The sequence below is a fragment of the Streptomyces sp. MMG1533 genome (assembly GCF_001279775.1).
GTDB lineage: Bacteria > Actinomycetota > Actinomycetes > Streptomycetales > Streptomycetaceae > Streptomyces.
On the sequence record NZ_LGDG01000260.1, the window covers coordinates 25,437 to 37,570 of the forward strand.

At 71.0% G+C, this 12,134-nt stretch carries 10 protein-coding genes and 1 pseudogene; 3 read left to right on the plus strand and 8 right to left on the minus strand.

Annotated elements, in window-relative coordinates; all coding sequences use genetic code 11:
• Window positions 1-88: 88 nt before the first annotated feature.
• The 7 genes and pseudogenes from ADK57_RS38465 to ADK57_RS38490 all read right to left on the minus strand — a co-directional run bounded on the left by ADK57_RS38465 (window position 89) and on the right by ADK57_RS38490 (window position 7,394).
• On the minus strand, window positions 89-1,504 hold the full coding sequence (locus ADK57_RS38465; RefSeq protein WP_053754456.1) for an NAD(P)(+) transhydrogenase (Re/Si-specific) subunit beta: 1,416 nt from the start codon (window positions 1,502-1,504) through the stop codon (window positions 89-91).
• 5 nt (window positions 1,505-1,509) lie between these two features.
• Window positions 1,510-1,857, minus strand: coding sequence for an NAD(P) transhydrogenase subunit alpha (locus ADK57_RS38470; RefSeq protein ID WP_053754340.1), 348 nt, complete (start codon window positions 1,855-1,857; stop codon window positions 1,510-1,512).
• Entirely contained in the window at window positions 1,854-2,969 is a 1,116-nt protein-coding gene (locus ADK57_RS38475) for an NAD(P) transhydrogenase subunit alpha (protein WP_053754341.1), read from the minus strand. The genes ADK57_RS38470 and ADK57_RS38475 overlap by 4 nt, the downstream gene beginning before the upstream one ends.
• A gap of 48 nt (window positions 2,970-3,017) precedes the next feature.
• Window positions 3,018-4,031, minus strand: a complete 1,014-nt coding sequence (locus tag ADK57_RS38480; RefSeq protein ID WP_053754457.1) for a zinc-dependent alcohol dehydrogenase — start codon at window positions 4,029-4,031, stop codon at window positions 3,018-3,020.
• A 132-nt stretch (window positions 4,032-4,163) separates the two neighbouring features.
• Window positions 4,164-4,445, minus strand: a pseudogene (locus ADK57_RS52120) (DUF779 domain-containing protein); the annotation flags it as partial.
• Window positions 4,446-4,474: 29 nt separating this feature from the next.
• Window positions 4,475-5,995 (minus strand): aldehyde dehydrogenase family protein, encoded by a 1,521-nt coding sequence (locus ADK57_RS38485; protein ID WP_053754458.1) that lies wholly within the window; start codon window positions 5,993-5,995, stop codon window positions 4,475-4,477.
• A gap of 46 nt (window positions 5,996-6,041) precedes the next feature.
• Window positions 6,042-7,394, minus strand: a complete 1,353-nt coding sequence (locus tag ADK57_RS38490; protein WP_053754342.1) for a GAF domain-containing protein — start codon at window positions 7,392-7,394, stop codon at window positions 6,042-6,044.
• Window positions 7,395-8,271: 877 nt separating this feature from the next.
• Between ADK57_RS38490 and ADK57_RS38495 the strand changes: the two genes are divergently transcribed.
• Together ADK57_RS38495 and ADK57_RS38500 are read left to right on the plus strand one after the other, a co-directional pair.
• Entirely contained in the window at window positions 8,272-10,113 is a 1,842-nt protein-coding gene (locus tag ADK57_RS38495; RefSeq protein WP_420711960.1) for a stealth family protein, read from the plus strand.
• Window positions 10,114-10,465: 352 nt separating this feature from the next.
• Complete coding sequence (locus ADK57_RS38500; RefSeq protein ID WP_234390539.1) at window positions 10,466-10,759, plus strand: hypothetical protein; 294 nt, start codon at window positions 10,466-10,468, stop codon at window positions 10,757-10,759.
• 92 nt (window positions 10,760-10,851) lie between these two features.
• Here the strand turns inward: ADK57_RS38500 and ADK57_RS38505 are convergent, their stop codons facing one another.
• Window positions 10,852-11,358 carry a MarR family winged helix-turn-helix transcriptional regulator gene (locus tag ADK57_RS38505; protein ID WP_078973565.1) on the minus strand — a complete coding sequence of 169 codons (507 nt, stop codon included), beginning with the start codon at window positions 11,356-11,358 and terminating at the stop codon, window positions 10,852-10,854.
• 49 nt (window positions 11,359-11,407) lie between these two features.
• Here ADK57_RS38505 and ADK57_RS52665 point away from each other — a divergent pair, with 49 nt between their 5' ends.
• Window positions 11,408-12,031 carry an ATP-binding protein gene (locus tag ADK57_RS52665; RefSeq protein ID WP_420711959.1) on the plus strand — a complete coding sequence of 208 codons (624 nt, stop codon included), beginning with the start codon at window positions 11,408-11,410 and terminating at the stop codon, window positions 12,029-12,031.
• Window positions 12,032-12,134: the final 103 nt, after the last annotated feature.

Consider the following 12,134-nt stretch of genomic DNA (forward strand, 5'->3'; position numbering starts at 1 on the left):
TTCGACGACCGCCCACGCAAGTCGCTCGGCTGGGAAAACCGGCCGAGCGACTTGCGTGAAGTGTTGCGGGGGCGCTGCCATGCGGTCGTCAGCTGACGAACTCACCGATGGCTGCTTTGAGTTCGGACAGTCCCTTCTTCGCGTCGGTGAAGAACATCCCGGTCTTCGGGTCGGTGTAGAGCTCGTTGTCGATGCCCGCGTAGCCGTGGCCCATGGAGCGCTTGATGACGACGACGCTCTTGGCCCTGTCGACGTCCAGGATCGGCATGCCGGAGATCGCGTTGCCGGGGCGGCGGGCGATCGGGTTGGTGACGTCGTTGGCGCCGATGACGAGGGCGACGTCCGCCTGCGGGAACTCGGGGTTGACGTCGTCCATCTCCTTCAACTGCGTGTAGGGGACGTTGGCCTCCGCGAGGAGGACGTTCATGTGGCCCGGCATCCGGCCTGCGACCGGGTGGACGGCGTAGCTGACGTCCACGCCGTGGTCGGCCAGCAGCTTGGCGAGGTCACCGAGTTCGTGCTGCGCCTGGGCGGCGGCCAGACCGTATCCCGGCACGAAGATGACCTTGCGCGCGTACGCCAGCTGGATCGCCACGTCGTCCGCGGAGACCGGGCGCACCTGGGCCCGAGCACCGGATCCGGCAGCCACGGGCGCGCTGTCGCCGGTGCCGAAGCCTCCGATGACGATGTTGGCGATGGAGCGGTTCATGGCGTCGGCCATGAGCTTGGTGAGGATGCCGCCGGAGGAACTGACGAGCATGCCGGCGATAATGAGGGCGGTCTCGTCGAGCACGAAGCCGGCCATCGCGACCGCCGACCCCGTGAAGGCGTTCAGCAGGGCGATGACGACCGGCATGTCGGCGCCGCCGATGGGCAGCACCATCGTCACGCCGAAGAGCAGCGCCACGACGACGAGTCCGTACAGCGCGACCGGGCTGTCGGGCGCCAGCACCAGCCAGACCGTGCCGGCGACGAAGGAGGCCGGCAGCAGCACGTTGAGCAGCCGTGCGCCCGGGAAGACCACCGGCGCCCCGGACACGATTCCCTGCAGCTTGCCCGCCGCGATCAGCGATCCGGAGAAGGTGACCGCGCCGATGACGATGTCCAGAGCACCAGGCAGCGATACCCGTGCGCCCAGGGCGGCCGGGTGGTCGGCCTGGAGCAGGTCGCCCACCGCGATCAGCGCTGCCGCTCCGCCGCCGACGGCGTTGAACAGACTGACCAGTTGCGGCATGGAGGTCATCTGGACCTCGCGCGCGGCCCACAGGCCGAGCGCTGCGCCGAGGACGCCTCCCGAGATCAGCACGAGCCAGCCGGTGCTGCTGATCACGTTCTCGTACGTGACCAGCCAGACGGTGGCGGTGATCGCGAGGGCCATGGCCCCGGCCGAGAGGGTGTTTCCGCGGCGGGCCGTACGCGGGTGGTTCATCAGGTGCAGGCCCATCACGAAGCAGGCGGCCGCGGCCAGGAAGATGTAGTGGACGGCGTTGGAGACGGTGTCCATGGCGGTCACACCTCCGCCTTCTCGTGTGTGTCGGTGGCGGGCTGCTCGGCCCCCGGCTTCTGGTCGGCGGGCCTGGCCTTGAACATCTCCAGCATCCGGTCCGTGACGACGTACCCGCCGACCACGTTCATCGCGCCGAACGCCATCGCCACGAAGGCGAGGACGTAGCCGAGCCAGGTGTGCGCCTCGGCCGCGATCAGCATCGCGCCGATGACGACGATGCCGTGCACGGAGTTGGAGCCGGACATCAGCGGGGTGTGCAGGGTCGCGGGGACCTTGCTGATGACCTCGATGCCGACCAGGACGCTCAGTACGAAGACGGTGATCGCGGTGAGGAGATCGAGGTTGTTCATGATGACGCTCCTCCCATGAGTGCGGCCGTGATCTCGTCGGCCGGGTCGAGGACGAGTTCGCCGTCGCGCACGAGGTGGCGCAGCAGGGCGACGAGGTTGCGGGCGTACGCCGTGGACGCGGCGGTCGCCATCGCGGAGGGCAGGCGTCCGGCGCCGATGAGGGTGACTCCGTTGTCGAGGACGGTGGTCTTGTCGGGCTTGGTGCCCTCGACGTTGCCGCCGAACTCGCTCGCCGCCAGGTCGACGACGACCGAGCCGGGGTTCATCCGCTCGACAGCGGCGGCGGTTACCAGCAACGGTGGCTTGCGGCCGGGTACTTGGGCCGTGGTGATGACGATGTCGGAGCGGGCGATGTGGGCGTCGAGCGCCTCTCGCTGGGCCCGCTGTTCCTGTTCGGTCAACTCCCGTGCGTAGCCGCCCTGTCCGGCCCCCGGTTCCCCGTTCGGCGGGCTCTGGATGTCGAGGAACCGGGCGCCGAGCGACTCCACCTCCCCTCGTGACGCGGGGCGTACGTCGTACGCCCGGACGACGGCGCCGAGGCGGCGGGCGGTGGCGATCGCCTGCAGCCCGGCCACTCCGGCGCCGAGGACGAGGACCTGCGCCGGGCGCATGGTGCCCGCCGCGGTGGTCAGCATCGGGAAGAACCTGTCGTACGAGTCCGCGGCCAGCAGCGCCGCCTTGTAGCCGGCGACGCCGGCCTGGGACGTCAGCGCGTCCATGGACTGGGCGCGGCTGAGGGTGCGCGGCAGCAGGTCGAGGCTCACGGTGCGCACTCCGCGCCCGGTCAGCTCCTCGACCATGGCGGGGTGCCGCAGGGTTTCGAGCAGACCGATCACGGTCTGCCCGGCGCGCAGGGCCTGAGCCGTCTCCGCGTCGGGCGGGCCCACGCACACAACGGCGTCCGCTTGCGCGTACAGCTCGTCCGCGGGTACGACGGTCGCGCCGGCATCGGTGTACTCGGCGTCGGCGAACCAGGCACCGGATCCGGCGCCGGTCTCGATCAGGACCTCAAGTCCGTCCCGACGCAGGAGGGTTACGGCCTCGGGGACGAGGGCGACACGGCGTTCACCGGGCGCCCGCTCCCGTACGGCACCTACGGTGAGGGTTCCCATGATCTGCTGCCTCTCCCTGTGACCCGGTGGCACCGGGCCACAGAACTCTCAGAACTCGAAGACGAGCCGCGCTTCGGCCCGTCCGCCGAGGACCTCGTCGAAGGACTCGTTGACCTGGTCCAGGCGCCGCGGTTCGGCGATGACCTGGGTGCGTCCGGCGGCGTGCAGCGCGAACACCTCGGCCAGGTCCTGGCGGGTGCCGACGATGGAGCCGATGACGGAGATCCCGCTGAGCACGGTCTCGAAGATCGGCACGTTGATCGCCGCGTTGTCCGCGGGCAGTCCGACCATCACCAGACGTCCGCCCCGGTTGAGGGACCGGTAGGCCTGCTCGAACGCCTTGGGCGAGGCGGCCAGCACGACGGCCACGTCAGCGCCGCCGGCCTTCTTGATCTCCTCGACCGGGTCGTGCGTACGGGCGTTGACGAGCTGGTCGGCGCCGAGCCGGTGGGCCAGGCCCAGCTTGTCGGGTTCGAGGTCGACGGCGGTCACGAAGCCGCCCACCAGGCGTGCGTACTGGACCGCCAGGTGGCCGAGGCCGCCGACACCGAAGACGGCGACCCGCTCGGCCGGCACCACGCGCGCGACCTTGATCGCCTTGTACGTGGTGACGCCGGCGCAGGTCAGCGGGGCCGCGTCGAAGGACGACACGCCCTGGGGTACCGGGACAACGGCGCCCGCGTCGGCGACGGCGTACTCGGCGTAGCAACCGTCCACGGAGTAGCCGGAGTTGACCTGGCTCTCGCAGAGGGTTTCCCAGCCGGAGACGCAGTAGCGGCAGGTGCCGCAGGACGAGCCGAGCCACGGGATGGCGACCCGCTTGCCGACCAGGTCGGCGCTGACGCCCTCGCCGACGGCCTGTACGGGGCCGACGCCCTCGTGGCCGGGGACGAACGGCGGCCGCGGCTTGACCGGCCAGTCGCCGTGGGCCGCGTGGATGTCGGTGTGGCAGAGGCCGGAGGCCTCCATCTTCACGAGCACCTGGCCGGGGCCGGGCTCGGGGACGGGGAGTTCCTGGATCTCCAGGGGCTTCCCGAGGTCGGTGACGACTGCTGCCTTCATGATCTGCTCCTCGACCGGGCTCTGTGCCGGAAATCGGCTCTGTGCCGGGACCCGGCTCTGTGCCGGGTCCTCGATCCGTGTGACGAAACGCAGCCCGTCCCCTGCTGCGAGGGAGAAGCCGCCCGGTGTGCCCTCTTCGACGTCCAGGACGAGGCGCGGGCGGCCGAGTGCCTCGTACAGGTCGGCGTCGATGTGGAAGGTGCAGCCGTCCAGGACGCCGAGCAGCATGTCGCCCTCGCCGAGCGCGAATTCGCCGCCGGGGAAGCACATCGGGTCGCTGCCGTCGCAGCAGCCGCCGGACTGGACGAACATCACCGGCCCCCCGTGGGCGGCGTGCAGGGCCGCGATGGCCCTGTGCGCCGCCTCGGTGGCGGCGACGCGCCCGGCGTTGCCGTTCTCGACGTGTCCGGGCATGTCACTGTCCTCCTTCGAAAGGCTCGTCCCTAGAACAGTCCGAGCGGCTTGGTGCCGTAGCTGACCAGGAGGTTCTTGGTCTGGCTGTAGTGGTCGAGCATCATCTTGTGGTTCTCGCGGCCGATGCCGGAGACCTTGTAGCCACCGAATGCCGCACCCGCGGGGTACTGGTGGTAGCAGTTGGTCCAGACGCGGCCCGCCTTGATGGCGCGGCCCATCCGGAAGGTGCGGTTGGTGTCGCGGCTCCACACGCCGGCTCCGAGGCCGTACAGCGTGTCGTTGGCGATCTCCAGCGCCTCGGCCTCGTCCTTGAAGGTGGTGACGGCGAGGACGGGTCCGAAGATCTCCTCCTGGAAGACCCGCATCTTGTTGTGGCCCTTGAGGACGGTCGGCTCGTAGAAGTAGCCGTCCTTGAACTCCCCGCCGATCGTGGGCCGGTGGCCGCCGACGAGCAGTTCCGCGCCTTCCTTCTGCCCGATCTCGACGTACGAGGCGATCTTCTCGATCTGCTGCTTGGAGACCTGAGGGCCGATCATGGTCTCGGTGTCCAGAGGGTTGCCCTGCTTGATGGCGCGGATCCGCTCCAGGCAGCGGCCCATGAACTCCTCGTAGATGTCCTCCTGGATGAGTGCGCGCGAGGGAGCGGTGCAGACCTCGCCCTTGTTGAACGCGTACAGCACGAGTCCCTCGACGGCCTTGTCGAGAAAGTCGTCGTCGGCCGCGGCCACGTCGTTGAAGAAGATGTTCGGCGACTTGCCGCCCAGCTCCAGGGTGACCGGGATGATGTTCTGCGCCGCGTACTGCATGATCAACCGGCCGGTGGTGGTCTCACCGGTGAAGGCGACCTTGGCGATGCGCTTGTTGGTGGCCAGCGCCTTGCCGATGGCGGCACCCGGCCCGTTGACGACGTTGAGGACGCCCGGCGGCAGATGATCGCCGACGACCTCCATCAGCTTCAGGATCGACCAAGGGGTCGGCGACGCGGGCTTGAGCACCGTGGCGTTCCCCGCGGCGAGCGCCGGCGCCAGCTTCCACGCGGCCATCAGCAGCGGGAAGTTGAACGGGATGATCTGGCCGACCACGCCCAGCGGCTCGTGGAAGTGGTAGGCGATCGTCTCCTTGTCGATCTCGGTGATCGAGCTCTCCTCGGCGCGTATCGCGGCCGCGAAGTAGCGGAAGTGGTCGGCCGCAAGGGGGATGTCGGCGGCGAGGGTCTCGCGGACCGGCTTGCCGTTCTCCCAGCTCTCGGCGACGGCGAGTTCCTCACGGTGCGCGTCGATGGCGTCGGCGACGGCGTTCAGGACCGCGGCCCGCTGCGTGGTGGATGCCTCGCCCCACTTGTCCTTCGCGGAGTGCGCGGCATCCAGGGCGAGTTCGATGTCCTCGGGTCCCGACTTCGGGACCTCGCAGATCGGCTTGGCGGTGGCGGGGCACAGGTTGGGCGCGTACTCACCCGTGGTGGGCGCCTCCCACTTGCCGCCGATGAAGTTCTCGTACCGGGGCGCGACGTCGACGGGACTGCCCGGCCGGCCCGGAGCTTCGTACTTCATGACCGTCCCCTTTCCCTTCACGAGGATCGTGGAGATGGCCGACACACTAGGAACGGGAACGCTGCAACACCGCTGCATGCCGCCCGACGTGCAATGGAGCAGCCGACGCGGCGTCAAGTGCGCGGGCGCGGGCCGCTGCGGCGGCCCGCTGCGGCGAACCGCCCGGCAGTCCTCGGGCCAGGGCCTGCCACGCCGCGGCGTCGTCGGCTCCCCAGGCTGCGTTCACCCAGCGGCGCAGCAGCCCGGCGTCACCGCCGCCGAGAACGGCACCGCGGAGCTGCTGCTCCAGCGCCTGCCGGTGCTCCACGACCACCGGCGCCTCGGAACGCGGCATCAGCGGCCCCGAGTAGCGCTCCAGCGCCTCGGCCACCCGGCCTTCGGCGAGCAGTGCAGCCACCTCCCCGAAGTCCGTGCGCACCGGGAACATCAGCTCGTACGGCCGTGATCCGAGCAGGTCGGGTCCGAGAACCGCGCGTAGCCGGGTCATCTCGGCCCGCAGGGTCGAGGTGGGCACCTCCCGGTCCGACAGGTCCACCGCGAGGCGGTCACCCGGCACGCCCCGACCCTCCAGAGCGAGCGCCACCACGATCTCGCTGTGCCGCGGGCTCAGCCGGTGGACCCGCCCGGCAACGTCCAGCAGGGCACTGTCCCGGCCGAGCGCCGCCAGCCGTACGCCGCAGCCGCCTGCGGCGGCCGGCACGGACAACACCCGCCCGTCGGGGCCGAGCAGAGCCCCCGGAGCGAACCGTGCGCGGGCCAGCTCCGCCTCCGCTGCCAGCGCGGTCCCGCGCACCGCGGCCAAGGCGGGCGGTGTGGCGATGGTGCCGCCGCCGGAGAGGTCGATCACACCCAGCGCTCGGCCGGAAGCGGGGTCACGGACGGGGGCCGCGGCGCACGACCAGTCATGCACGGCGGAGCTGTAGTGCTCGCCGGCCACGATCTGGACGGGGTACCCCACCTCCAGCACGAGCCCCGGGGCGTTCGTCCCGGCCTGCGCCTCGGACCACACCGCGCCCTCGACGAAGTGCATCCGTTCGGCCCGGCGCATGGCCGCGGAGTCTCCCTCGACCCAGAGCAGCGTCCCGTCGGCGTCGCCGACCGCGAAGACGTGACCGTCGTCCGCGGCACCGGCCCCCAGCAACTCCCGGAACAGAGGCAGCACCGCGGCCAGCGGATGTTGGCGCCGGTAGGCCGCCAGCTGTTCGGCCGTCCCGCGCAGTGGCGGCAGAGGGCTGCCGTCGGGCCGTACGCCGCCCGCCGCGCAGCGCCGCCACGACTCGGCCACCAGGCTTCGCACCCCCGGCAGCGTCCCGGACCCGGTCACGAACCGCTCGTGCGAGGCACGCAGCGCGGAGGCGGAGACGACGGTGGCGGTGGTGGCGGCGGTGGAAGCGTCCATGGCACCTCCCACGTGCCTTCTTCGTGCCTTCTTCCCGGTCGGGCCGCACCAGCCTGACCCGTATGTCAGGAGGGCCGGCAGAGGCCGAACGACCCTTGCGCAGGGCCCCTTGGGTCCTGCCGCAAGGTCACGGCCGGGAGGCTGGGCGCGACGGCCGCCACCGACGTGCCGTGCGAGCAGGACTCGCGACAGGTCCCAAGGGGGGCCCAGGGGGGGGCACATGGCCGTACACCCCAGGCGACACACCCCTGGGGTGAAGGCGCCCTTTGCAGCCGGGTGCCTTCAACGGCCCCGCTCCCAGCGCACTTCGACCGCGACGCTTCAGTCGTGCGGTACCACCGCGACCGGTGCGGATGCAATCCGATGCTGACGGGCTGCCCGAGCATTGGCGTGCGGGCAGCCTCCCTGTACACCACCCGTTGCGCATGAGCCGGCTGCGCTCCCGTGAGCCGCATCGATGCACGGGAACCGCCGACCCTGGAGATCGCCGATCAGCTGGATCCCGACCGCGCAACGGATCACGAGCGGTGCACCGTTGTCCCCGAACAGCCCGGCGGTTGCGGCCCGTTCGGCCCCGGATCGGACCCGAACGGCCCAGGCCCCTCGCGTGTGCCGGTTGGGAGAGTGATCGGGCAGCGACGTGACGCGTGAGGAGGGCCGTGACGTGAACGCCTCGGTACCTCGGGAAGACACTTCCAGCCGACCGTACCCGCCGCGGGTGTCCGCGGTCCGCCGTGATCCCGAGGGCTCGTGGCTGACGCGCCTGTACCGGCGCACGGTGCCTGCACGCCTCCGACGGGCCGTCGTGGCCCGTACCACTCCGCAGGCACGCGCCCGCGTCAAGCAGCACTTCGCACGGCTGCCGTCCGCGCGCCTGATGACGGGCCGGGTGCGCGCGGCCTGGCTGGTGCGCCGCCGTTCCGGACTGCTCGCAGAGCCTGACCGGGAGGTACGGCTGGTGCGCGGCGTACCCAAGCTGGTCCTCGTACACCCTGGCATCTCGCCGCTGACGGCGCGCAGCGACAACGCCGCGGCGGTCCGCGCGGCCCTCGACGAGGCGGGGCTCGACTACTTCTGCGTCCGCGGGCGCAGCAACACCTCCGCGGTCGTCGCCCTCGACGCCCAGGACCGGGCCGCGGCCCACCGTGCCCTGGAGCGGGCGTGCCGCAACCGGCCCGGCTACGTCTGTGCCGTCGACGGCCACCGGCGCGAGCGGCGCACAACCAGGCCAGGGTTCAGCCGGGGCACCTGGCGGCGGCTTGCGCAGGCGGACGTACTCCGCGTGACCTGGTACTACGGCGATCCGCACGGGCAGTTGACGCTCGGCCCCAAGTACGGCTGCGACATCGAGTTCTGGGCGGCGGACGAGGAGACGGGGGATCTGTTGCTGGCACCGCGCCCGAACCGGATGGCCGAGCAGGTACCACGCACCGACGCTCCGGTGTGTGCCTCTGATTCCCTGTTCACCGCGCTCGCCCCCGCCGACCGGCCGCTGCCGCGGGTGCGCACCCGCAAGGAGTTCGCCCGGCCGGGCTGCGAGGACGTCCTGTTTCCCGTGGACGTCGTGTACACCTGGGTCGACGGGCGCGACCCGGAGTGGCTGCGGCGCCGTGCGGCCTGCGCGGGGCAGGCGTACCACGAGGAGGCGGCGAACGCGGCGCGGTACCTCAGCCGCGACGAACTGCGCTACTCACTGCGCTCGCTGAGCCAGTACGCCCCTTGGGTGCGCAGGATCCACCTGGTCACCGACGAGCAGGTGCCGCGCTGGCTGGACACCGGCGTGCCCGGTCTGCGCGTCATCAGCCACAAGGAGATCTTCAGCGATCCGAGCCTGCTGCCGACGTTCAACTCGCATGCCATCGAGAGCCAGTTGCACCACATCGATGGTCTGTCCGAGCACTTCCTGTACTTCAACGACGACGTGTTCCTGGGCCGGCCCGTCGTCCCCCAGGACTTCTTCCTCCCCAACGGGCTGACCAAGTTCTTCCCGTCAAAGGTGCTCATCCCGCCGGGTGAACCGACCGCGCAGGACGTGCCGATCGCGGCCGCGGGCAAGAACAACCGCGCCCTCATCGAGGCTGCCTTCGGCACGGTCATCAGCCACAAGATGAAGCACACGCCGCACGCGCTGCGCCGCAGCGTCCTGGACGAGATGGAGGCGAGGTTCCCCGCACAGCACCACGCCACCGCCAGTCACCGCCTGCGCAGCCTCGACGACGTGTCCTTCGTCTCGTCGCTGCACCACTACTACGCCTTCCACACCGCCCGAGCCGTCCCCGCTCACCTGCGCTACGCCTACCTCGACGTGTCCCACCCCGCACTCTCCACCCGCCTCGCGGCCTTGCTGGCCCGCCGGGACAGGCAGGTGTTCTGCCTGAACGACACGGTCTCCGCCGAGCAGGAACTCGACGCCCAGCAAGCCCTGCTGACCGCTTTCCTGGAGGCGTACTTCCCCGTCCCCAGTCCCTATGAGCTCGACCGGTCCGCCGAATGCGGTGAGGACCGGTCCGCAGAGGCAAGTCGTGCGCGGCGGTCCGGGCGGGGGACGTGCCCGCACGGGTACGAAACGCGCGAGCACGCGGCCGACGACCCACGTACGGCCGCTGCCTCGGAGAGGCCGTCCCCCGGGCGCGGTCGCCGTTCCGGCAGGGGGACGGGGGAACCCCTCGCGGATGCCGAACTCGACGCCGCGCCTGATTCAAGGATCACTCGGTGGTAGCGGACACCAGAGAGGCGTCCGGCCCCACTCCGGGGACAGTGGGGGCCTTGCGCTCCGTGTTCCGCGGGGCTGCGCGAATGGGTCGAGAAGAGGCCGGCCACGTGGCACGGGCGGAACGGCGCGCCCCGTCGTGCACGGTGCGCGGGGTGATGTACGGCATCATCACCGCCCAGACGCACGAGGAGACGCGGAACAGGCCCCGGCGACCGGGGAGCCGAATCCCGTGGGGCGGCGACAGCCGCAGTGAGTGGCCACAGGTCCCGCACCCGAGCCATGGGTCCCGGAGTCGGAGGCCCGCTCGGTCCCTGTTCCGCCTCACCGCCACGGGGTGTGCTGGAAGGGCGGCACGGCAGTGAGCAGGCCACGCTGGGTGGTGAGCCAGGTCTTGAGCCCCTGGCTCACAGCGGCGGGCCTCCTCCTGCTCTTCGCCCTGAGCGTGGGCCCGACCGCCGGCCAGGTGTTGGGCGACACTGCCGGGCAGCTTCGCGGCCTGACCGGGGCGGTCCTGGCGCAGCTGCCGGGGATCATGGTCATCGGCGGCTGTGTGACGGCGGCCGTCGGAGTGCTGCCGAGGTGGTCGGTTCCTCTCTCCTGGTCGGTGCTCCTCGGCTCCGTCCTTCTGGCCCGCTGTTCGGCTCGACCCTGAACATGCCGCAGTGGGCGCAGGGCCTGAGCCGGCCGACAGGACGAAGCCCCGGAAGTCCATCCGGTCCGGGAACGGGTGGCGCCCCGTGGATGTCAGGCCCGTTGCCTCGACACTCGCTGCTGAAGAACCTTCTCCAGCAGGTTCAGCGCCTCCACCACCCGGTCGCGCTCCGCGCCGAGGCTGTCGAGCAACTCGGCCTCCGCCGACAACTGCCGGGGGAACATCGTGTCGATCGCGTCGCACCCCGCCGGTGTGACGGTGACCAGGGCGGCGCGGCGGTCCGCGGGACTCGGCCGGCGCTCGACGAAGCCACGCTTCTCCAGCTTGGCCAGCGTCTTGCTGACGGCCGCGCGGGAGCACCCCAGGGTTTCGGCGAGCCGACGTGCGATCACCGGCCCCTGGGCGTGCCGGAGTTGTACGAGGGCGTCGAGCTCCGGCGCGGTCAGCGGGGCGCCCTCGTACAACGGCTCCAGGGCGGTGGTCAGCATGGCGTCGATGCGCTTGATGGGGCCCACGATGTCCATGGGGGAGGTGTCGAGATCAGGGCGTGCGGCGGTCCACATCGCGCGGAAGTCGACGGGAGCCGAGGGGGAAGTCATTGTTCCGCCAATGGTTAACCGGTAGACAAAGCATTTACTGTGTTGATCCATGGTAACCACCAGGACTTCCCGTCCGGTGTCCCGGGTGCCGGCCCTCAGTGCGCCGCCCCGGCGGGCCGGTGTGCTGATCGCGCTGCTCGGCTCGCTGTCCGCCGCAGTGGCCCCGCTCGCCACCGATCATGCAGGTTTCCGGCTTTCCGGAGACGGGCCGCGCGCTGTGTGCGAGCGACTCGGCCGTGCAGTTGTTCCCGGCCGCCTGGCTCACACGCGCCCGACCGCCGCCACCGACGTGGCGTCGTGGCCCCTCGCCGAGGATCCCCGGGCCGCGGCCGAGGCCCGCGAACATGTCCGGCATCAACGGGCCGTCTGGGGCCTGGGCGACCTGGAGGCCACTACCGAGCTCGTCGTGAGCGAGCTGGTCGGCAACGCGGTCCGGCACGCCAAGGGACCCCTGCGGCTGCGCCTGCTCCGCAGCCGGTCGCTCATCTGCGAGGTGTACGACGGCAGCCTGACGACCCCGCGCATCCGGCGTGCCGCGTACATGGACGAGGGAGGAAGAGGGCTGTATCTGGTTGCCGCGCTCTGCCGCCGCTGGGGCGCCCGCTACCTGGAGGAGGGCAAATGCCTGTGGGCCGAGCAGGAGCTGGAACCCGCGGGACGGGAGCGGGACTGAGAGGAGGGACGGTGCCTGTCGCCGTCCGCCGGGGCCGCACGGCGGCCGGGCCGGCCGGGAAGTCCGCAGGTGTGCGGCGAGGGGACATCCCGTCGTGGCGCCG

What these genes read in the sequence shown, in the direction of transcription:
- ADK57_RS38465 (WP_053754456.1), bottom strand. Translation starts at nt 1,504, where the DNA reads ATGGACACCGTCTCCAACGCCGTCCACTACATCTTCCTGGCCGCGGCC.
- ADK57_RS38470 (WP_053754340.1), bottom strand. Translation starts at nt 1,857, where the DNA reads ATGAACAACCTCGATCTCCTCACCGCGATCACCGTCTTCGTACTGAGC.
- ADK57_RS38475 (WP_053754341.1), bottom strand. Translation starts at nt 2,969, where the DNA reads ATGGGAACCCTCACCGTAGGTGCCGTACGGGAGCGGGCGCCCGGTGAA.
- ADK57_RS38480 (WP_053754457.1), bottom strand. Translation starts at nt 4,031, where the DNA reads ATGAAGGCAGCAGTCGTCACCGACCTCGGGAAGCCCCTGGAGATCCAG.
- ADK57_RS38485 (WP_053754458.1), bottom strand. Translation starts at nt 5,995, where the DNA reads ATGAAGTACGAAGCTCCGGGCCGGCCGGGCAGTCCCGTCGACGTCGCG.
- ADK57_RS38490 (WP_053754342.1), bottom strand. Translation starts at nt 7,394, where the DNA reads ATGGACGCTTCCACCGCCGCCACCACCGCCACCGTCGTCTCCGCCTCC.
- ADK57_RS38495 (WP_420711960.1), top strand. Translation starts at nt 8,272, where the DNA reads ATGACGGGCCGGGTGCGCGCGGCCTGGCTGGTGCGCCGCCGTTCCGGA.
- ADK57_RS38505 (WP_078973565.1), bottom strand. Translation starts at nt 11,358, where the DNA reads ATGACTTCCCCCTCGGCTCCCGTCGACTTCCGCGCGATGTGGACCGCC.
- ADK57_RS52665 (WP_420711959.1), top strand. Translation starts at nt 11,408, where the DNA reads ATGGTAACCACCAGGACTTCCCGTCCGGTGTCCCGGGTGCCGGCCCTC.